This window comes from Pseudomonas sp. S30, from assembly GCF_016518545.1.
In the GTDB taxonomy this organism is placed as follows: Bacteria; Pseudomonadota; Gammaproteobacteria; order Pseudomonadales; family Pseudomonadaceae; genus Aquipseudomonas.
The window spans coordinates 35583-54838 of the sequence record NZ_JACVTO010000022.1 but is presented as its reverse complement, the minus strand read 5'-3'; the positions used below and the strand labels follow the sequence as shown (position 1 = coordinate 54838).

Annotated in this window: 21 protein-coding genes; 18 read left to right on the top strand and 3 right to left on the bottom strand. The window is 63.3% G+C overall.

Translation table 11 applies throughout. The features are described 5' to 3' along the window. The first annotated feature begins 3 nt into the window (after window positions 1-3). The 4 genes from kdsA (at window position 4) to ispD (ending at window position 3440) form a co-directional block, all read left to right on the top strand. Window positions 4-849 carry a 3-deoxy-8-phosphooctulonate synthase gene (kdsA, locus tag IAE34_RS20630; RefSeq protein ID WP_200140797.1) on the top strand — a complete coding sequence of 282 codons (846 nt, stop codon included), beginning with the start codon at window positions 4-6 and terminating at the stop codon, window positions 847-849. A gap of 152 nt (window positions 850-1001) precedes the next feature. Beyond that, entirely contained in the window at window positions 1002-2291 is a 1290-nt protein-coding gene (gene eno / locus IAE34_RS20625) for a phosphopyruvate hydratase (protein WP_200140796.1), read from the top strand. Between the two features lie 163 nt (window positions 2292-2454). Further along, window positions 2455-2736 carry a cell division protein FtsB gene (ftsB, locus tag IAE34_RS20620; protein ID WP_029613437.1) on the top strand — a complete coding sequence of 94 codons (282 nt, stop codon included), beginning with the start codon at window positions 2455-2457 and terminating at the stop codon, window positions 2734-2736. Next, window positions 2733-3440 (top strand): 2-C-methyl-D-erythritol 4-phosphate cytidylyltransferase, encoded by a 708-nt coding sequence (gene ispD, locus IAE34_RS20615; RefSeq protein ID WP_200140795.1) that lies wholly within the window; start codon window positions 2733-2735, stop codon window positions 3438-3440. Before ftsB ends, ispD begins: the two co-directional genes overlap by 4 nt. Before the next feature lie 16 nt (window positions 3441-3456). On the opposite strand, the gene IAE34_RS20610 is transcribed toward ispD, so the two are convergent. Continuing rightward, window positions 3457-4347, bottom strand: a complete 891-nt coding sequence (locus tag IAE34_RS20610) for a LysR substrate-binding domain-containing protein (RefSeq protein ID WP_200140794.1) — start codon at window positions 4345-4347, stop codon at window positions 3457-3459. A 103-nt stretch (window positions 4348-4450) separates the two neighbouring features. Between IAE34_RS20610 and IAE34_RS20605 the strand changes: the two genes are divergently transcribed. The 8 genes from IAE34_RS20605 to rpoS all read left to right on the top strand — a co-directional run bounded on the left by IAE34_RS20605 (window position 4451) and on the right by rpoS (window position 11632). Beyond that, entirely contained in the window at window positions 4451-5563 is a 1113-nt protein-coding gene (locus IAE34_RS20605; RefSeq protein WP_200140793.1) for an S-(hydroxymethyl)glutathione dehydrogenase/class III alcohol dehydrogenase, read from the top strand. 8 nt (window positions 5564-5571) lie between these two features. Next, window positions 5572-6417 carry an S-formylglutathione hydrolase gene (gene fghA, locus IAE34_RS20600; protein ID WP_200140792.1) on the top strand — a complete coding sequence of 282 codons (846 nt, stop codon included), beginning with the start codon at window positions 5572-5574 and terminating at the stop codon, window positions 6415-6417. A 91-nt stretch (window positions 6418-6508) separates the two neighbouring features. Beyond that, window positions 6509-6982, top strand: a complete 474-nt coding sequence (gene ispF / locus IAE34_RS20595) for a 2-C-methyl-D-erythritol 2,4-cyclodiphosphate synthase (protein ID WP_200140791.1) — start codon at window positions 6509-6511, stop codon at window positions 6980-6982. Continuing rightward, the gene (truD, locus tag IAE34_RS20590; protein WP_200140790.1) at window positions 6979-8037 is read left to right on the top strand and encodes a tRNA pseudouridine(13) synthase TruD; all 1059 of its coding nucleotides are present in this window, start codon (window positions 6979-6981) and stop codon (window positions 8035-8037) included. Before ispF ends, truD begins: the two co-directional genes overlap by 4 nt. Continuing rightward, window positions 8025-8774 carry a 5'/3'-nucleotidase SurE gene (gene surE, locus IAE34_RS20585; protein ID WP_200140789.1) on the top strand — a complete coding sequence of 250 codons (750 nt, stop codon included), beginning with the start codon at window positions 8025-8027 and terminating at the stop codon, window positions 8772-8774. Before truD ends, surE begins: the two co-directional genes overlap by 13 nt. A gap of 41 nt (window positions 8775-8815) precedes the next feature. Continuing rightward, window positions 8816-9454, top strand: coding sequence for a protein-L-isoaspartate(D-aspartate) O-methyltransferase (locus IAE34_RS20580; RefSeq protein ID WP_200140840.1), 639 nt, complete (start codon window positions 8816-8818; stop codon window positions 9452-9454). Window positions 9455-9654: 200 nt separating this feature from the next. Then, on the top strand, window positions 9655-10515 hold the full coding sequence (locus IAE34_RS20575; protein WP_200140788.1) for a peptidoglycan DD-metalloendopeptidase family protein: 861 nt from the start codon (window positions 9655-9657) through the stop codon (window positions 10513-10515). Between the two features lie 109 nt (window positions 10516-10624). Beyond that, window positions 10625-11632 carry an RNA polymerase sigma factor RpoS gene (gene rpoS, locus IAE34_RS20570; protein WP_200140787.1) on the top strand — a complete coding sequence of 336 codons (1008 nt, stop codon included), beginning with the start codon at window positions 10625-10627 and terminating at the stop codon, window positions 11630-11632. 515 nt (window positions 11633-12147) lie between these two features. Here rpoS and fdxA read toward each other — a convergent pair. After that, window positions 12148-12471, bottom strand: coding sequence for a ferredoxin FdxA (gene fdxA, locus IAE34_RS20565; protein WP_200140786.1), 324 nt, complete (start codon window positions 12469-12471; stop codon window positions 12148-12150). A gap of 137 nt (window positions 12472-12608) precedes the next feature. Further along, window positions 12609-15179: a DNA mismatch repair protein MutS gene (gene mutS, locus IAE34_RS20560; protein ID WP_200140785.1), complete on the bottom strand. Its 2571-nt coding sequence runs from the start codon at window positions 15177-15179 to the stop codon at window positions 12609-12611. Window positions 15180-15309: 130 nt separating this feature from the next. On the opposite strand from mutS, the gene IAE34_RS20555 reads away from it, so the two are divergent. The 6 genes from IAE34_RS20555 (at window position 15310) to IAE34_RS20530 (ending at window position 19256) form a co-directional block, all read left to right on the top strand. Then, window positions 15310-16044, top strand: a complete 735-nt coding sequence (locus IAE34_RS20555; protein ID WP_200140839.1) for an XRE family transcriptional regulator — start codon at window positions 15310-15312, stop codon at window positions 16042-16044. Window positions 16045-16574: 530 nt separating this feature from the next. Beyond that, window positions 16575-16898, top strand: coding sequence for a phage holin family protein (locus IAE34_RS20550; RefSeq protein WP_200140784.1), 324 nt, complete (start codon window positions 16575-16577; stop codon window positions 16896-16898). Window positions 16899-16909: 11 nt separating this feature from the next. After that, window positions 16910-17407, top strand: a complete 498-nt coding sequence (locus tag IAE34_RS20545; protein WP_200140783.1) for a hypothetical protein — start codon at window positions 16910-16912, stop codon at window positions 17405-17407. Beyond that, complete coding sequence (locus IAE34_RS20540) at window positions 17404-17964, top strand: phage baseplate assembly protein V (protein WP_200140782.1); 561 nt, start codon at window positions 17404-17406, stop codon at window positions 17962-17964. Before IAE34_RS20545 ends, IAE34_RS20540 begins: the two co-directional genes overlap by 4 nt. An 87-nt stretch (window positions 17965-18051) precedes the next feature. Further along, window positions 18052-18378 carry a GPW/gp25 family protein gene (locus IAE34_RS20535; RefSeq protein WP_200140781.1) on the top strand — a complete coding sequence of 109 codons (327 nt, stop codon included), beginning with the start codon at window positions 18052-18054 and terminating at the stop codon, window positions 18376-18378. Continuing rightward, the gene (locus tag IAE34_RS20530) at window positions 18375-19256 is read left to right on the top strand and encodes a baseplate J/gp47 family protein (protein ID WP_200140780.1); all 882 of its coding nucleotides are present in this window, start codon (window positions 18375-18377) and stop codon (window positions 19254-19256) included. Before IAE34_RS20535 ends, IAE34_RS20530 begins: the two co-directional genes overlap by 4 nt.

Genomic DNA, 19256 nt, shown 5'->3' with positions numbered 1-19256 from the left:
CCCATGACCCAGAAGATCATTCGCGTCGGTAACATCGAGATCGCCAACGACAAGCCCTTCGTGCTGTTCGGCGGCATGAACGTGCTGGAGTCCCGTGATCTGGCCATGCAGGTCTGCGAGGCGTACGTGCGGGTCACCGAGAAGCTCGGTATCCCGTACGTCTTCAAGGCCAGCTTCGACAAGGCCAACCGCTCCTCGGTGACGTCCTACCGTGGTCCGGGCCTGGAAGAAGGGCTGAAGATCTTCGAGGAGATCAAGCGCACCTTCGACGTCCCGGTGATCACCGACGTCCACGAGCCCTACCAGTGCGAACCGGTTGCCCAGGTGTGCGACATCATCCAGTTGCCCGCGTTTCTCTCGCGCCAGACCGACCTGGTGGTGGCCATGGCCAGGACCGGGGCGGTGATCAACATCAAGAAGGCCCAGTTCCTGGCGCCCCACGAGATGAAGCACATCCTCGCCAAGTGCGTGGAAGCCGGTAACGACCAGTTGATCCTGTGCGAGCGTGGCTCGAGCTTCGGCTATAACAACCTGGTGGTGGACATGCTCGGCTTCGGCATCATGAAGCAGTTCGAGTACCCGGTGTTCTTCGACGTGACCCATGCGTTGCAGACGCCAGGCGGCCGTGCCGACTCGGCTGGCGGCCGCCGCGCCCAGGTCACCGACCTCGCCAAGGCTGGCATGAGCCAGGGGCTGGCCGGCTTGTTCCTCGAAGCCCACCCGGACCCGGACAACGCCAAGTGCGACGGTCCTTGCGCCCTGCGCCTGGACAAGCTGGAGCCGTTCCTGGCGCAGCTCAAGCAATTGGACGACCTTGTGAAGAGTTTTCCGACGGTAGAAACCGCGTAAAGCGCTTTTCTCGGGTAAAGTACCGCCCGTTCCGCCCCTGATCTGCCGGTCAGGGGCGTCCTTGAGCCGGCCCTGGTTGTAAAAGCCGACCGGTGCAAGGCAAGAATTCCTCAAGCTGCGTCGTTTTCGTCAATTCTGGAGTGCTTACAACAATGGCAAAAATCGTCGACATCAAAGGTCGTGAAGTTCTCGATTCGCGTGGCAACCCCACCGTGGAAGCCGATGTACTGCTCGACAACGGCATCATCGGCAGCGCCTGCGCGCCGTCCGGTGCTTCCACCGGCTCGCGCGAAGCGCTGGAGCTGCGTGATGGCGACAAGAGCCGTTACCTGGGCAAGGGCGTGCTGAAGGCCGTCGGCAACATCAACGGTCCGATCCGTGACCTGCTGCTGGGCAAAGACCCTAGCGACCAGAAAGCACTGGACCGCGCCATGATCGAACTGGACGGTACCGAGAACAAGGCCAAGCTGGGCGCCAACGCCATTCTCGCCGTGTCCCTGGCCGCGGCCAAGGCAGCGGCGCAGGATCAGGACCTGCCGCTGTACGCCCACATCGCCAACCTCAACGGCACCCCGGGCCAGTACTCCATGCCGGTGCCGATGATGAACATCATCAACGGCGGCGAGCACGCCGACAACAACGTCGACATCCAGGAATTCATGGTTCAGCCAGTGGGGGCCAAGACCTTCTCCGACGGCCTGCGCATGGGCACCGAGATCTTCCACCACCTCAAGGCCGTGCTCAAGGCCCGTGGTCTGAGCACCGCCGTGGGTGACGAGGGTGGTTTCGCGCCGAACCTGGCGTCCAACGAAGACGCTCTGGCGGCCATCGCCGAGGCGGTCGAGAAGGCCGGCTACACCCTGGGCACCGATGTCACCCTGGCCCTGGACTGCGCGGCTTCCGAGTTCTACGAAGACGGCAAGTACAATCTTTCCGGTGAAGGCAAGTCGTTCGATGCCGATGGCTTCGCCGATTACCTCAAAGGCCTGACCGAACGCTTCCCGATCGTCTCCATCGAAGACGGCCTGGACGAGTCCGACTGGGCGGGCTGGAAGATCCTCACCGACAAGATCGGCGCCAAGGTTCAACTGGTCGGCGACGATCTGTTCGTGACCAACACCAAGATCCTCAAGGAAGGCATCGAGAAGGGTATCGGTAACTCGATCCTGATCAAGTTCAACCAGATCGGCTCGTTGACCGAAACCCTCGAAGCCATCCAGATGGCCAAGGCTGCGGGCTACACCGCCGTCATCTCCCACCGTTCCGGTGAAACCGAGGACTCGACCATCGCCGACCTGGCCGTCGGTACCGCTGCCGGTCAGATCAAGACCGGCTCGCTGTGCCGTTCCGACCGTGTGTCCAAGTACAACCAGTTGCTGCGTATCGAGGAACAATTGGGTGCCAAGGCCGTCTACCGTGGCCGCGCCGAGTTTCGCGGCTGAGCAAGAGATGGTAAAAAGGCAGCAGCCGGGGTTGTCCGAGCGTTCCTACTGAACGATCGGCGCCTTCAGACAGGGCTCTGTCAATGAAGCCTGGCCTCGGCCAGGCTTCGTGCTATCGGAAGCTCGCTGTGGCCTGCGGCGGCCTTTACTCCTGGATACCTTCATGCGCAGTCCCTATTGGTTGTTCCTCGTTCTGCTGTTGCTGCTTGCGGGTCTGCAGTATCGCCTGTGGGTGGGTAATGGCAGTCTGGCGCAGGTGGCCGAGCTGCAACAGCAGATCGCCGACCAGCACGCCGAAAACGAACGGCTGCTGGAACGCAATCGCGTGCTCGACGCCGAAGTGCTGGAATTGAAGAAAGGTATGGAAACCGTCGAAGAGCGCGCTCGCCACGAACTGGGGATGGTCAAGGAGGGGGAAACCCTCTACCAGCTGCCGCAGAAATGATCCAGCCGACGCCGACCTTCTGGGCCGTGATCCCTGCCGCAGGCGTTGGTGCCCGCATGGCTGCCGATCGCCCCAAGCAGTACCTGAAACTGGGCGGGCAGACCCTCCTGGAGCACAGCCTCGATGGTTTTCTCGACCACCCCACCCTCACTGGCGTGGTGGTCAGCGTGGCCGATGACGATCCCTTCTGGCCAACTCTGCCATGCGCCAGCCATCCTCGCATTCGACGTGCCCGTGGCGGACGCGAGCGGGCCGACTCGGTGCTCAACGCCTTGCTTCTGCTCCACGCCCAGGGCGCTGAGGACGGCGACTGGGTGCTGGTTCACGATGCCGCGCGGCCCAATCTGGCCCGTAGCGATCTGGACAAGCTGCTGTGTGAACTGGCGGACGATCCTGTGGGCGGCCTGCTCGCGGTGCCGGCTCGCGACACCCTCAAGCGCGCCAGCGTTGACGGGCGGGTCAGCACCACCGTAGATCGCAGCACCATCTGGCAGGCCTATACGCCGCAGATGTTCAGGCTTGGCCTGCTGCATCGGGCACTGGCCGAATGCCTGGTCGCGGAGGTGGCGGTGACCGACGAGTCATCGGCCATCGAATGGGCCGGCTACGCACCACGCCTGATCGAAGGGCGCAGCGACAACATCAAGGTGACTCGACCCGAAGACCTGGAGTGGCTGCGCCAGCGCTGGGCCGGGCGATCCTGATCGGGCCGGTGCGGCATCAGCGATATTCCGGCAGTCCAGCCAGCCCTTCCTTGAGGGCATCCACCAGCCGCCGCACCTTGGGCGACAAGTGTCGTTGTTGTGGATACAGCGCCCACACGGCGGTATTGGGCGGTTGATGCGCCTGGAGCAGTGAGACCAGGGCGCCGCTGTGCAGGTGCTCCAGCACATAGTAATCCGGCAACTGGCACAGGCCCATGCCCAGCAGCGCCGCGTCCAGTACCGCCTGACCGCTGTTGCAGCGCCAATTGCCCTGAACCCTCAGGCTGATTTCGCGGCCCTCCTGCTGCAACACCCAGAGGTCGGAGCTGCCGACCAGGCAGTTGTGTCGCGCCAGTTCCGACACGCTGTGCGGGCGGCCATAGCGCTCCAGATAGGCGGGCGATGCACACAGGTGCATGCGCCGCGGCGCCAGGCGGGTGGCTATCAGCCGCGAATCCTGCAAGCGACCCAGGCGGATGGCCAGATCCATGCCTTCATGCACCAGATCCAGAGGCCGGTTGCTCAACTCCACATCGATGCGCAAGTGCGGATAGCGCGTCATGAAGCGGGTCACCAGGGGCACGATGAAACGCTCTCCGTAGGCGACTGCGCAGGTCATGCGCAACAGTCCCTTGGGTTCGCTGGCCAGATCGCCCATGGCCCGAAGCGCTTCCTCGCGCCCGTCCTGAAGACGCTGGCAATGCTGGAGGAAAGTCTGCCCGGCTTCGGTGAGGGTCACGCGCCGAGTGCTGCGATAGAGCAGGCGGGTCTGCAGGCGCTCTTCCAGGCGGGCGATCTGGCGGCTGACGTGAGAGGACGACACACCGAGGCGCTCGGCCGCTGCGGTGAACTGTCCCGACTCGGCCACGGCCACGAACTCATCGATCCCCTCCCAGCGACTGCCCATCGATTATCCCTGCATGGCAATAATGTTTTGTGTTGGGCAGGATTATTCATTAAAAGGCGGTCAATTACACTGTTTCATCGCACCATCCCTTATGGAGAGCCTGATGATCAAGTCCCGTGCCGCTGTCGCCTTCGAGGCCAAGAAACCCCTGGAAATCGTCGAGGTCGACGTGGCCATGCCCAAGGCCGGCGAAGTGCTGTTGCGTGTCGTGGCCAGCGGTGTCTGCCATACGGATGCCTACACGCTTTCCGGTGCCGACCCCGAAGGTATCTTCCCGTCCATCCTCGGCCACGAGGGCGGCGCGATCGTCGAGGCGGTCGGGGAGGGTGTGACCTCCCTGGCGGTCGGGGATCACGTGATCCCGCTCTACACCCCCGAATGCGGCAAATGCAAGTTCTGCCTGTCCGGCAAGACCAACCTGTGCCAGGCGATCCGTGCCACTCAGGGCAAGGGGCTGATGCCCGACGGCACCACGCGTTTCAGCTACAAGGGCCAGCAGCTGTTCCATTACATGGGCACCTCGACCTTCTCCGAGTACACCGTGCTGCCGGAGATCTCGGTGGCCAAGATCCAGAAAGAGGCGCCGCTGGAAAAGGTCTGTCTGCTCGGTTGCGGCGTGACCACCGGTATCGGTGCCGTGCTCAATACCGCCAAGGTTCAGCCGGGTGACACGGTTGCCGTGTTCGGGCTGGGCGGTATCGGCCTGTCGGCGATCATCGGGGCGGTCAAGGCCAAGGCCTCGCGCATCATCGCCATCGACATCAACCCGGCGAAGTTCGAGATCGCCCGCCAGCTGGGTGCGACCGACTGTGTCAATCCGAAGGAATACGACCGGCCCATCCAGGAAGTGATCGTCGACCTCACCGACGGCGGCGTGGACTATTCCTTCGAGTGCATCGGCAATGTGCAGCTCATGCGCGCCGCGTTGGAATGCTGCCACAAGGGCTGGGGCGAGTCGGTGATCATCGGCGTGGCCGGTGCCGGTCAGGAGATCGCCACCCGTCCGTTCCAGCTGGTCACCGGTCGCGTCTGGCGCGGTTCGGCGTTCGGCGGCGTGCGCGGGCGCAGCGAGCTGCCCAGCTATGTGGAAATGGCCGAGAAGGGCGAGATCCCGCTGGACACCTTCATCACCCACACCATGGGGCTGGAGGACATCAACAAGGCCTTCGATTTGATGCACGAAGGCAAGAGCATCCGTAGCGTGATTCACTTCTGAGGTTTGCCATGAGCCTGGAAAACATCTCCTGCCAGAAAAGCTTCGGCGGTTGGCACAAGCGCTACCGGCACTCGTCCAAGGTGCTGGGCTGCGACATGGTGTTCGCCGTTTACCTGCCGCCGCAGGCCGAGCAAGGCGAAAAACTGCCCGTGCTGTACTGGCTCAGCGGCCTGACCTGCACGGACGAGAACTTCATGCAGAAGGCGGGCGCTCAGCGGCTGGCTGCAGAACTCGGGCTGATCATCGTCGCCCCGGACACCAGCCCGCGTGGCGAGCAGGTGCCGGACGATCCCGAGGGCGCCTGGGACTTCGGTCTGGGTGCCGGGTTCTATCTCAACGCCACCCAGCAGCCCTGGGCTCAGCACTACCGCATGCACGACTACGTGGTGGACGAGTTGCCCGCCTTGATCGAGGCCCACTTCCCGGCCTCCGAGCAACGCAGCATCAGCGGCCACTCGATGGGCGGGCACGGTGCGTTGGTCTGTGGGTTGCGCAACCCGGGACGCTACCGGTCGATCTCGGCGTTCTCGCCGATCAGCAACCCCATGGACTGCCCATGGGGCGAGAAGGCGTTCTCGCGCTACCTGGGCGAGGACCGCTCACGCTGGCGCGAGTGGGATGCCAGCGTGCTCCTGGCACAGGCCAGCGAATGCCCGCCACTGCTGGTGGATCAAGGGGACCGCGACGACTTCCTCGACACCCAGCTCAAGCCCCAGGCCCTGGAGCAGGCCGCTCGCAAGGGCGGTCACGCTCTGACCTTGCGCCTGCAACCAGGCTACGATCACAGCTACTACTTCATCGCCAGCTTCATCGGCGAGCACCTGCGCCATCACGCCAAGGCCCTGGGCCGCTGAACGGCGGCGGCCGGCCCAGGGCATCAAGCCCCGAGCCTGTCGGCGCAAATGCAGGTAGAATCTCGCCCTGACTCAATCAGGGCGTTTTTCTATGCGTATTGGCCACGGCTACGATGTGCACCGTTTCGCCGACGGTGATTTCATTACCTTGGGCGGGGTGCGTATTCCCCACAAGCACGGCCTGCTGGCCCATTCCGATGGCGATGTGCTGCTGCATGCGCTGAGCGACGCACTGCTGGGCGCTGCGGCGCTGGGCGACATCGGCAAGCACTTCCCCGATACCGATCCGCAGTTCAAGGGCGCTGACAGCCGTGTACTGCTGCGCCATGTTGTGGGCGTGGTTCAGGCCAAGGGGTGGAAGGTCGCCAACGTCGATGCCACCATCGTTGCCCAGGCGCCGAAAATGGCGCTGCACATCGAGGCCATGCGCCAGTTGATCGCCGAAGACCTGCAGGTCCAGCTCGATCAGGTCAACGTCAAGGCCACCACCACCGAGAAACTGGGCTTCACCGGCCGGGAGGAGGGGATCGCGGTGCACGCGGTCGCCCTGCTGCTGGCGCTATGACCGAATCGCAATTGCTGGGCCCGCGCGCCAACGGCGAGGCCCTGGGCCGCGCCGTGCTCAAGGCCACTGCCGACGATTTCCAGGTCGATGAAGTGCTGGACATTCCGCTCTCCGGCCAAGGCGAACATTTGTGGCTATGGGTGGAAAAACGTGAGCTGAACACCGAGGAGGCGGCCCGGCGGCTGGCTCGTGCGGCCGGCGTGCCATTGCGCGCCATCAGCTACGCCGGTTTGAAGGACCGCCAGGCCCTGACGCGGCAGTGGTTCAGCCTGCATCTGCCTGGCAAGGCCGATCCGGACCTGTGCCGCGCCGAGGACGACAGCCTCCGGGTACTGCAGCGCGTGCGCCATCAGCGCAAGCTGCAGCGCGGCGCGCACTCGGCCAACGGCTTCACCTTGAGGCTGGCAGGCTTGAGCGCCGACCGTACGGTACTGGACGAACGCCTGGCACAGCTCAAGGCCCAGGGTGTGCCCAACTACTTCGGCACCCAGCGCTTCGGGCACGCCGGTGGCAATGTGCAGGATGCCTTGAGCTGGGCCGCTCGCCAGGCGCTGCCCGAGCAGCGTAACGTGCGCTCGCGGCTGCTCTCGGCGGCGCGCAGCTACCTGTTCAACCAGGCTCTGGCTGCCAGGGTGAGCGACGGTAGCTGGAACCGCGCACAGGTGGGCGATCTATTGGCCTTCACCGACAGTCGTAGCTTTTTTCCTGCCGGTGAAGCGGAATGCTCCGACCCGAGACTGGCCATTCTCGACCTCCACCCCACTGGCCCGATGTGGGGTGCCGGGTTGCCGCCCACCGCTGGCGCCGTCGCCGCGCTGGAAACGGCGATCGGCGCCGAGCAGCCCGCCCTGTGCCAATGGCTGGGCAAGGCGGGACTGGATCACGAACGGCGCATCCTGCGGCTCCCTATTGCGCGCCTGACGTGGCATTATCCCGAGCCTGATATCCTGCAACTGGAATTCGTCCTTCCGGCCGGATGCTTCGCCACCGTGGTGGTGCGCGAGCTTGTGGATCTGGTCCCGGCAGGGCAGACGGACAGCCCATGCGTATTCTGATTTCCAACGATGACGGTGTCACCGCTCCCGGCCTGGCGGCGCTTTACGACGCGCTCAAGGATCATGCCGAATGCGCGGTGATCGCCCCGGACCAAGACAAGAGCGGCGCCGGCAGTTCGCTGACCCTCCACCGCCCGCTGCACCCGACACGGCTGAGCAATGGCTTCATCGGCCTGAACGGCACGCCGACCGACTGCGTTCACCTGGGCATCAACGGCCTGTTGCCCGAGACGCCGGACATGGTCGTGTCGGGTATCAACCTGGGCGCCAACCTCGGTGATGACGTGCTGTATTCCGGCACCGTCGGTGCGGCGCTGGAGGGGCGATTCCTCGGCACCACTTCGCTGGCGTTCTCGCTGTTGTCGCGCCAGCCGGACAACCTGCCGACCGCCGCCGATATCGCCCGCCGCGTGGTTCAGGCGCAGTCGCGCCTGCAATTGCCTGCGCGCACCGTACTCAACGTCAACATCCCCAACTTGCCGCTGGAGCATATTCGCGGGGTGCGCCTGACCCGCCTGGGCCATCGTGCGCGTGCCGCCGCGCCCACCCGCGAGGTCAATCCGCGAGGCAAGGAAGGCTACTGGATCGCCGTGGTCGGCGATGCCGAGGACGGCGGGCCAGGCACCGATTTCCATGCCGTGATGCAAGGCTACGTGTCCATCACCCCGCTGCAGCTGGATCGCACCTTCAAGGAAGCCTTCGAGCATCTGGAAAGCTGGCTGGAGGGCTTGCTCTGATGCGCGATCAGGACGATCTGCAACGTCGCGGCGGCATCGGCATGACTTCCCAGCGAACGCGCGAACGGCTGATCCAGCGGCTTTACGAAGAGGGGGTGTCCAACACCCAAGTGCTGGAGAGCATTCGCCGTACTCCGCGCCACCTGTTCGTCGACGAGGCGCTAGCGCATCGGGCGTACGAGGATACCGCGCTGCCCATCGGCCACAACCAGACCATCTCGCAGCCGTTCATGGTCGCGCACATGAGCGAGCTGCTGCTCGAGGCCGGGCCGCTGGACAAGGTGCTGGAGATCGGTACCGGCTCCGGCTATCAGACCGCCATCCTCGCGCAGTTGGTCGAGCGGGTGTTTTCCGTGGAGCGGATCAAGGTGCTGCAGGACCGGGCCAAAGAGCGTCTGCTGGAATTGAACCTGCGAAACGTGGTGTTTCGCTGGGGCGACGGCTGCGAGGGATGGCCGGCGTTGGCCCCCTACAACGGCATCATCGTCACCGCAGTGGCGTCCGAGGTGCCCCAGGCGTTGCTCGACCAGCTGGCGCCTGGCGGACGCCTGGTGATCCCGGTGGGGCCGGCAGGCGAGGCGCAGCAGCTGCTGCTCATCGTGCGCGAGGAGCAGGGGTTCTCACGCCGGGTCTTGGGCGCGGTGCGATTCGTCCCCTTGCTCAACGGGCCCCTGGCCTGACGGACACGGCGCTGAACCTGCGATATTTGCCGAATCGGCGAATTCTCGCGGCGCCGGCCGGTCTATGTGCCGGAGCCAGGCAAATCATCGGGCTGGCGCAGGCGTGCGTGCCTGGCGATCACCTGGGCCCGCGTCGGTTATAATTGCAACAATATTGCATATCGTCTTATCCAGATTCAGGCACCATGAGGGGAGCGCGGGTGGGTCACACAATCATTCGGCAGCGCAGGGATCGGTCGGGTTTTAAGCTTCTGGTGGTTGCGCTGGCCATGGGCACGCTGCTGGCGGGATGTTCCAGCTCTGGCTCCAGTGGCGCCCGTGTGGTCGACCGCAACAGTTCGGCGCCCAAGCGTCCTACTGTGACGTCCGGCCAGTACGTTGTCAGGCCGGGTGACACCTTGTTTTCCATCGCCTTTCGCTACGGCTGGGATTACAAGGAGCTGGCAGCGCGCAACGGTATCGCCCCGCCCTACACCATTCGCCCGGGCCAGCCGATCCGCTTCAGCAGCGGGGCGGGCGGCAGCACCACGGTGGTCACTTCCAGTCCTTCCTCTTCGAGCCGCACCACGGTCACACGCCGTCCTGTAGGCGCTACGGTTTCCCCAGCAACAACTCGTGACAAGACGGCAGCCGCAGCCTCTGGTGCGACAGCCCCGGTCGTGACCCAGGTGCCGGCCGCTGAGCGCGCCGTGGGAGGCTGGACATGGCCTGCCAACGGTGTCCTGATTGGAAAATTTGCTTCAAACGGTAGTTTGAATAAAGGCATTGATATCGCCGGAGATTTGGGACAGCCTGTTTTTGCTGCGTCTGACGGTGCAGTGGTTTACGCCGGGAGCGGCTTGAGGGGCTACGGCGAGCTCATCATCATCAAGCACAACGATACCTACGTCAGTGCCTACGGTCATAACCGCAGGCTCGTGGTTCGGGAGGGGCAGCAGGTCAAGGCAGGGCAGACGATCGCGGAAATGGGGTCCACAGGCACTGATCGGGTGAAGCTGCATTTCGAAATTCGCCGTCAAGGCAAACCCGTCGACCCACTACAATTTCTGCCACGCCGTTGATTGTTGCACCAGCCTGTTCCTGATGGCGTAAAGGGGACAGGCTTTAGCGCTGCCAGGGAAGCAGGCGGCGTTAGAGTCTGAGGTACGAACTCAGCAAAGGACTACAACAATGGCTCTCAGCAAAGAAGCGCCGGAGTTTGACATCGACGATGACCTCCTGGTGATGGAGACGGGCATCGTTTTGGAAACGGATGTGGTGTCAGACGAACCTGTCGTACCTCCGGTTCGGACCAGAGCCAAGTCCGGCTCCTCGCTCAAGCAGCACAAGTACATCGACTACAGCCGTGCACTCGATGCCACGCAGCTGTATCTCAACGAAATCGGTTTCTCACCACTGCTTTCCCCGGAAGAGGAAGTGCATTTCGCGCGCCTGTCGCAGAAAGGTGACGCTGCAGGCCGCAAGCGCATGATCGAGAGCAACTTGCGCCTGGTGGTCAAGATCGCCCGACGCTACGTGAATCGCGGACTGTCGTTGCTGGACCTGATCGAAGAAGGCAACCTTGGGCTGATCCGCGCCGTCGAGAAATTCGACCCGGAGCGCGGCTTCCGCTTCTCGACCTATGCCACCTGGTGGATCCGCCAGACCATCGAACGGGCGATCATGAACCAGACGCGCACCATTCGACTGCCGATTCATGTGGTCAAGGAGCTGAACGTCTATCTGCGGGCTGCTCGCGAGCTCACCCAGAAGCTGGACCACGAGCCTTCTCCCGAAGAAATCGCCAACTTGCTGGAGAAGCCGGTTGCCGAGGTCAAGCGCATGCTGGGCCTCAATGAGCGGGTATCGTCAGTGGACGTGTCCCTGGGCCCAGATTCCGACAAGACGCTGTTGGACACCCTCACCGATGACCGTCCCACCGACCCCTGCGAGCTGCTTCAGGACGACGATCTGTCGCGCAGTATCGATCAGTGGCTCGGTGAGTTGACCGACAAGCAGCGCGAAGTGGTCATACGCCGTTTCGGTTTGCGTGGTCATGAGAGCAGTACGCTCGAGGATGTGGGCCTGGAGATCGGCCTGACCCGCGAGCGGGTCAGGCAAATTCAGGTAGAAGGGCTCAAGCGTCTACGCGAGATTCTCGAGAAGAACGGTCTCTCCAGCGAATCGCTTTTCCAGTAATGGGTCCGAGCGCTGCAAAATGCCCCGATTACTCGGGGCATTTTTTTGCGGATTAGGAAAATTTCCCGAAGGGTTCGCTTTCTTGATCAGACTGTAGGACATTGCTTACTCAAGGTGTAAGCCTTTATAGGGAGTGTCAGTAAATCATTGTCGTTTTCAGAAGTGGCATTTTACTAAATCAATGATTTATAACGATTTTCTAGGTGTGTATTTGTGTTTCAAGCGTAGCATTTGCACACCTGCAGGGGTTGCTCTGCCTTGGGAAATCATTAGTATCTGAAGTGCGCCGACGGACTGGTGCAGGCTTTCAAGGATGACGGCCAAGGACATCGCATGACGCGATTCATCAGGATGATGACAGGGAATAGCAGGGACTACGGAAAAAATGTGGGCGGGTCAAACCGCCCCTTTTTTTGTCTGCAATTCAGCCGGCTGGCGGTCATTACCGCTCTTGGCGTCCCTGAAAACAAAAAAGGCCCATCAGGGCCTTTTGTCGTTTCGTCACGCTGAACGTATCAACGTTCCAGATCGGCGATCTTGCCAGTCTTGCCGTCGAACGCTTCGGCGTCAGGCAACGCATCCTTCTTCTCGGTGATATTGGGCCAGATCTCTGCCAGCTCGGCGTTGAGCTCGAGGAAGTTTTCCATGCCTGCCGGCACTTCGTCCTCGGAGAAAATGGCTTGGGCCGGGCACTCAGGCTCGCACAGGGCGCAGTCGATGCACTCGTCCGGGTGAATCACCAGGAAATTCGGGCCTTCGTAGAAGCAGTCCACCGGACAGACTTCCACGCAGTCGGTGTACTTGCATTTGATGCAGTTGTCGGTGACGACGAAGGTCATTTCTAAATTCTCTCCTCAGGCGACGGCGGCGCACCCTTCCTTTGAGGGTGGCGCGATTCAGAGCGGCTGCAGACCAGGCTAATAACCTGCAGCGCCGACGAACCGCGGCGGATTCTATCAGCTTGCGCGGATCGCCGTTATAACAGGTTTCTCAGTTGATATAGCATTTCGATAGCTTGACGAGGCGTAAGGCCATCAATGTCCAGCTTACCCAGCTTCTCGATGGCCGGATGTGGCAGGCTGGCGAACAGATCGCTCTGATGCGGGACAGACGGCGCCGCGGGGTTTCTGTTGCTGAGCGGTTCGTGAGGCAGGCTGGCCGTTTCCAGTCGACCGAGGTGCTCGCGGGCGCGCTGGATCACGGGCGCCGGTACGCCGGCCAGTTGCGCCACGGCCAGGCCGTAGCTCTGGCTGGCGGGGCCGGGCAGGACATGGTGCAGAAACACGATGCGTTCATTATGTTCGGTGGCGTTGAGGTGCACGTTAGCCACCAGGGGCTCGCTCTCCGGCAACACCGTCAACTCGAAGTAGTGCGTGGCGAACAGGGTGTAGGCGCGCAGTTGCGCCAGGCGCTCGGCCGCTGCCCATGCCAGCGACAGGCCGTCGAAAGTACTGGTACCGCGTCCGACTTCATCCATCAGCACCAGGCTGCGCTCGGTGGCATTGTGCAGAATGTTGGCCGTTTCGCTCATTTCGACCATGAAGGTCGAGCGGCCGCCGGCCAGGTCGTCGCTGGAACCGATACGCGTGAAGATGCGGTCGACCAGCGACAGCTCGCACCGCGCCGCAGGCACGAAGCTACCGATGTGCGCCATCAGCACGATCAGCGCCGTCTGGCGCATGTAGGTGGATTTACCGCCCATGTTGGGGCCGGTGATGATCAGCATGCGGGTGCTGTCGTCCAGGCCCAGGTCGTTGGCCACGAAGGGCGTAGTCAGTACTTGCTCGACTACCGGATGCCGACCCTGCTCGATGCGCAGGCATGGCTCGTCGACGAAGGTGGGGCAGTTCAGGTCCAGGGTGAGCGCGCGCTCGGCCAGGTTGCTCAGTACATCCAGTTCGGCGAGGGCCGCCGCGCTGTCCTGCAGAGGCGCCAGATGGCTGATCAGGGTTTCGAGCAGCCCGTCGTACAGCATCTTTTCACGCGCCAATGCGCGGCTTTTGGCTGACAGCGCCTTGTCTTCGAAGGTCTTCAGCTCGGGGGTGATGAAGCGCTCCGCACCCTTGAGCGTCTGGCGCCGGATATAGTCGGCCGGCGCCTGCTCGGCCTGCTTGGTCGGCAGCTCGATGAAGTAGCCGTGCACACGGTTGTAGCCGACCTTGAGGTTGGCCAGGCCAGTGCGGGCGCGCTCGCGGGTTTCGAGGTCGATGAGGAATTGCCCGGCGTTTTCGCTGATCGACAGCAGCTCATCGAGTTCGCTGTCGTAACCGGCCTTGAGCACGCCGCCATCGCGGATCACCGCAGGCGGATTGTCGATGATCGCTCGTTCCAGCAGACTGGCCAGCTCGGGGTAGGTGCCGGCGATGGTCGCCAGGCGCGCCAGATGAGGCGCCTCCAGCTCGGCCATGGCGTTCTGCAATTCCGGCAGGGCACCCAAGGCGTCGCGCAGCCTGGCCAGATCGCGCGGCCGCGCGTTGCGCAGGCCGATGCGCGCAAGAATTCGCTCGATGTCGCCGATGTCCTTGAGCTGAGGCTGCAGCTTTTCGAAGCGGTAGCCTTCCAGGAAGCAGCGAATCGAGTCCTGGCGGGCTTGCAGGATCTTGAGGTCGCGCAGCGGCCGGTTGAGCCAGCGGCTGAGCAGGCGACTGGCCATGGCCGTCTGGCAGCGGTCGATCACCGATTGCAGCGTATTGTCGCGGCCCCCGCCCAGATTGATGTCCAGTTCCAGGTTGCGGCGGCTGGCGCCGTCGAGAATCACGGTGTCGTCCATGCGCTCGTGGCGCAGGCTGCGCAGGTGCGGCAGACTGGTACGCTGGGTTTCCTTCGCATAGGCCAGCAGACAGCCGGCGGCACCGATGGCGAGGGTCAGCTTGTCGCAGCCGAAGCCCTTCAGATCTTGGGTCGCGAACTGCTGGCACAGGCTCTTGCGTGCCGAATCGCGATCGAAATCCCACGGCGCCCGCCGACGTGCGCCGGGGCGCTTCTCGGCCGGCAGACCTTGTGGCCAGTCGTCCGGGATCAGCAGCTCGACCGGATTGAGCCGCTCCAGTTCGGCCAGCAGGTTCTCCCAGCCCTTGATCTCCTGCACGCTGAAGTTGCCACTGGTGATATCCAGCACAGCCAGGCCGAACAGACGCTCATCGCCGAGCACGGCAGCGATCAGGTTGTCTCGACGTTCGTCCAGCAGCGCCTCGTCACTCACCGTACCCGGCGTGATGATGCGCACCACCTGACGTTCGACGGGGCCCTTGCTGGTGGCCGGATCGCCGATCTGCTCGCAGATCACCACCGACTCGCCCAGCTTGACCAGCTTGGCCAGGTAACCTTCCAGGGAGTGGAACGGGATCCCGCACATGGGGATCGACTGACCTGCCGACTGACCCCGCGCAGTCAGGGTGATATCCAGCAGTTTCGCGGCCTTCTTCGCATCTTCGTAGAAGATCTCGTAGAAGTCGCCCATGCGGTAGAACATCAGCTGGTCCGGATGCTGATTCTTCAGCTTCCAGTACTGTTGCATCATCGGGGTGTGTGCGGAAAGATCAGACATTCAGGGCCTTGAAGCAGTGGTCTGGTGGCTATTTCGAAACCGGCAATGGTACAGGCTTTTGCGTTCACCTGCAGAACACGGTGCCATGATGCATTTGCATTTCTGGAAAAAGCATCGCATTATGCATGTTATGCAAAAACGCAACGTAGCCTCCGTACTCAGAGCACTGCTCGACCGCCACGGCCTGTCACCGACGGAGCTGCACCGGCGCACGGGCGTCCCTCAATCCACCCTGTCGCGGATCCTCAGCGAGAAGATCGTCGATCCGTCGGACAAACACGTGTCGCGCATCGCCGAATATTTCGGCGTGAGCACCGACCAATTGCGTGGCCGTGCGGAGCTTGGCATCTCCCAGGTCGCCGAGCCTGCGCAGGGGGGCGCTCAACTGAGCGATATCAGTCTGTGGGACGACGAGACACCCGTCGAGGACGACGAAGTCTCCGTGCCCTTCCTTCGAGAGGTTGAATTGGCAGCAGGATCAGGAAGATTCGTGATCGAGGAAAGTGAACGCGCTCACCTGCGCTTCGGCAAGCGCAGCCTGCGCCACAACGGTGTGCAGTTCGAACACGCCAAGTGCGTGACGGTACGTGGCAACAGCATGTTGCCAGTCCTGCGCGATGGCGCCACAGTAGGGGTGAACACGGGCAGATTCGCCATTGGCGACATCATCGATGGCGACCTTTATGCCATCAATCACAACGGTCAGCTGCGCGTCAAACAGGTGTATCGTCTGCCCACCGGCATTCGCTTGCGCAGCTTCAACCGGGATGAGCATCCCGATGAAGATTACAGCTTCCAGCAGATGCAGGACGAGCAGATCAGCTTGCTGGGGCACGTCTTCTGGTGGGGCATGTACGCCCGCTGACGGCTGGCTCGACAAAAACCCGCTTCGGCGGGTTTTTTAATGCCCGCAGAAAGGCGCCTGCCTTCGCCTCATGGCTGCTGGGTCAGACCGGGCGAGAGTTCTCCTTCGCAGCTTCTAGAAACTGCCTACGGCATGCACATCTAGCGGCCTTCATGCACTGAAGCATTTGCCAGTGCAAAAATATTTTCAAAAATGCATTGACTGCATATGCATCAATGCATAACCTGTGTCTCAAGCCGGTCAGTAACCGGTTGAAACACAGGCAGCGATGAACAGGCCTTGACTGTTCAGAGGGTTGGCAACTGGCCCGGGTGTGCAGCGTAAAGCACCACGATCAGTTATCCGGCGGGCAGGCGGCCGCGGTCGGAGTCACCAATTTGAAGCGCAACCGTCCGGCGTCACCAGTCGTGGCCGGCGGTTGGACAACGCATTACTCAAGGGCCTGCCTCGGCGGGCCTTTCGGAATGCCGCGTGATACGGCAAGGGATCCGCCGGCAGTCGCCGGTGGGCATTGGACAGGAGACAGGACAGTGACGAGCGAGCAACAGACGTTACTGGAAATGCCGCTGTGGCTGGTGATCGTCCTGGCGTTGCTGGGCGGTCTGTCCGGCGAGATGTGGCGGGCCGACAAGGCCGGCGCGCGCGGTTGGTCGCTGATTCGGCGACTGGCCTTGCGCTCCGGGGCTTGCATGGTCTGTGGGGTGTCGACGGTGATGCTGCTGTACGCCAGCGGCATGACGATCTGGAGCGCGAGCGCCTTCGGCTGCCTCACCGCCATGGCCGGCGCCGATGTCGCCATCGGCCTTTATGAGCGTTGGGCGGCCCGGCGCCTCGGGTTGAGGGACGAACGATAGGAGTTGCGAACATGGGCGAACTGGCAACGCTGCACAGCGCGCTGACCGACACGATCAGGGCGGCCATTCCGGAGTTGGCGTCCGTCGATGCCTACACCGAAGGCAGTACACCGCCGACATTTCCGGCTCTGCGCCACGGCATCGTGCGCATGATGGCCGACCCGGCACCTCGGGACGGCCGATCAGTGCTGATCACCACCTTCGAAGCCTACATCACCCCCGACGCCTCCCGACCCCAGGCCCGATTGCAGGGCAGCCTGCTGGCTGCGCAGATGATGGACCTGCTACGGCAGCAGCTCTGGGGCCTGGACTTCGTGGAACCGAGCCGCGACGTGCGTGCCTTCTTCACGGGCTCCGGCTGGCGAGTGCGCTGGGATCAGCCGGTGCTGATGGGTGAACTGCAATGGCACTGGCCTGACGAGCCGCCCGGCAGCCTCAAGCTGGGGTTCAGTCCCGAGACCGGTGCTGGTAACGAGCCGCGCTATCTCTCGCCGGAGGACCTGGCATGAGCTATGTCAGCGCCCTGCATGACCGCATGCTGGCCAGCCTGGTGATTCCGTGCCGCGTGGTGGCGGTGGACCTGGCCGCTGCTCGCGTCAGGGTTTCCGACGGCGGCGGCTGGACCAGCGCCTGGGTACGCTGGCACGCCCAGGCGGCGGGCCAGGCCCGGCACTGGCGCTCACCCAGCCTGGGCGAGCAGGGCGTGTTGCTCAGCCCCAGTGGCGAACCCGCCCAGGGCACTTTCTTCGCCGGCTTGTACGGCAATGCCGGCCGCGCGCCGGACAACCGTGACCATGCCGAGGTCTGGCGCTTCGCCGACGGCGGTTCGCTGGTCTACGACTGGCAGGCCAAGCGCTACGACATCGACCTGCCCAGCGGCAACGCCCAGGTCAAGGTCGGCGCCAGCACACTGACGATCACCGACGGGGCCATCACCCTGAATGCGTCGAGCATCTCCTTGACCGGCAACGTGTCGATCAACGGCCCGTTGACGGTCAGCGCAGACATCAACGGCGGCGGGCGGATCATCGACACCGCTGGCAACACGCCCAACCACAAACACTGAATCGAGCCCGCCATCGCGGGCTTTTTTTTGCCAGGAGAACGCCATGGATGCTTATCAACGCGGCCGGGCCGTGCCGGGAGGTGGACCATGATCGGCATGGACCGTCGCACCGGTCAGCCGCTGGCCGGCATCGCCCATTTGCGCCAGTCCATCGAGGACATCCTCACCACGCCGTTGGGCAGCCGGCGCATGCGCCCGGAATACGGCAGCCAGCTGCGCCGTTACGTCGATCTACCGGTCACCGAGGGCTGGAAGAGCGCAGTGCAGGCCGAGGTCGCCCGCGCCCTCGGTCGCTGGGAACCGCGCCTGGAACTGCAGCGCATCCAGGTCGTCGCTGTGCTGGACGGGCAGGTCAGCCTCGCCCTGAAGGGGCGCTATCTAGGCGATGACGCACTGCTGGAGGTGAGCGTATGAGCCAGGTCGACCTGTCCAAACTGCCCGCGCCGCAACTGCTCGAGGACCTGGACTTCGAGACGCTGTACCAGGCCGATCTCGACACCGTCACAGCCCAGCTGGGCGAGGAGTGGAGCGCTCGCCTGGAGAGCGATCCAGTGAGCAAATTGCTGGAGGTCGGGGCCTATCGCAAGCTGCTCAACCGAGCGCGGGTCAACGACGCGGCCAAGGCCTTGCTGCTGGCGTACGCCCAAGGCAGCGATCTCGATCACCTGGCCGCCAACGTCGCCTTGCAGCGCCTGGTGATCCAAGTCGCCGACTCCAGCACCGTGCCGCCCACCGAGGCGGTTCTGGAGTCCGACGATGCCCTGCGCGAACGGGTGCAACTGGTCTACGAAGGCCTGACCACGGCCGGTCCGCGCAACAGCTACATCCTCCACGCCCGCAATGCCTCGGGACGGGTCGCTGACGCGACCGCCGAGAGTCCTTCGCCAGCGGTGGTCGATGTCACGGTGCTCAGCTTCGACGATCAGGGCGTGGCCTCCCAGGCGCTGCTGGATGAAGTGCGCGCCTACCTGAACGATGACGACATCCGCCCGGTCGCCGACCGGGTCAATGTGCGCAGCGCCCAGGTACTGCCCTATCGGATCGATGCCGTGCTGCACATGGCCGAGAGTGGTCCCGAATACGAGGCCATCCTCACCGAGTGCCAGCGCCGCTTGCAGGCCTGGATCAATCCTCGCCGGCGCCTGGGCGTGGAGGTGGCCCGCTCCGGCATCGACGCCCAGCTGCACATCGATGGCGTCAGTCGGGTCGAGCTGATCGACTGGACCGACATCCGCCCGAGCAAGGCCCAGGCGGCCTGGTGCACAGGCTTCGACCTCAAGCGCGGAGGCTGA

Coding starts and splice junctions, on each gene's coding strand:
- kdsA (WP_200140797.1), top strand. CDS start 4: ATGACCCAGAAGATCATTCGCGTCGGTAACATCGAGATCGCCAACGAC.
- eno (WP_200140796.1), top strand. CDS start 1,002: ATGGCAAAAATCGTCGACATCAAAGGTCGTGAAGTTCTCGATTCGCGT.
- ftsB (WP_029613437.1), top strand. CDS start 2,455: ATGCGCAGTCCCTATTGGTTGTTCCTCGTTCTGCTGTTGCTGCTTGCG.
- ispD (WP_200140795.1), top strand. CDS start 2,733: ATGATCCAGCCGACGCCGACCTTCTGGGCCGTGATCCCTGCCGCAGGC.
- IAE34_RS20610 (WP_200140794.1), bottom strand. CDS start 4,347: ATGGGCAGTCGCTGGGAGGGGATCGATGAGTTCGTGGCCGTGGCCGAG.
- IAE34_RS20605 (WP_200140793.1), top strand. CDS start 4,451: ATGATCAAGTCCCGTGCCGCTGTCGCCTTCGAGGCCAAGAAACCCCTG.
- fghA (WP_200140792.1), top strand. CDS start 5,572: ATGAGCCTGGAAAACATCTCCTGCCAGAAAAGCTTCGGCGGTTGGCAC.
- ispF (WP_200140791.1), top strand. CDS start 6,509: ATGCGTATTGGCCACGGCTACGATGTGCACCGTTTCGCCGACGGTGAT.
- truD (WP_200140790.1), top strand. CDS start 6,979: ATGACCGAATCGCAATTGCTGGGCCCGCGCGCCAACGGCGAGGCCCTG.
- surE (WP_200140789.1), top strand. CDS start 8,025: ATGCGTATTCTGATTTCCAACGATGACGGTGTCACCGCTCCCGGCCTG.
- IAE34_RS20580 (WP_200140840.1), top strand. CDS start 8,816: ATGACTTCCCAGCGAACGCGCGAACGGCTGATCCAGCGGCTTTACGAA.
- rpoS (WP_200140787.1), top strand. CDS start 10,625: ATGGCTCTCAGCAAAGAAGCGCCGGAGTTTGACATCGACGATGACCTC.
- fdxA (WP_200140786.1), bottom strand. CDS start 12,471: ATGACCTTCGTCGTCACCGACAACTGCATCAAATGCAAGTACACCGAC.
- mutS (WP_200140785.1), bottom strand. CDS start 15,179: ATGTCTGATCTTTCCGCACACACCCCGATGATGCAACAGTACTGGAAG.
- IAE34_RS20555 (WP_200140839.1), top strand. CDS start 15,310: ATGCAAAAACGCAACGTAGCCTCCGTACTCAGAGCACTGCTCGACCGC.
- IAE34_RS20545 (WP_200140783.1), top strand. CDS start 16,910: ATGGGCGAACTGGCAACGCTGCACAGCGCGCTGACCGACACGATCAGG.
- IAE34_RS20540 (WP_200140782.1), top strand. CDS start 17,404: ATGAGCTATGTCAGCGCCCTGCATGACCGCATGCTGGCCAGCCTGGTG.
- IAE34_RS20535 (WP_200140781.1), top strand. CDS start 18,052: ATGATCGGCATGGACCGTCGCACCGGTCAGCCGCTGGCCGGCATCGCC.
- IAE34_RS20530 (WP_200140780.1), top strand. CDS start 18,375: ATGAGCCAGGTCGACCTGTCCAAACTGCCCGCGCCGCAACTGCTCGAG.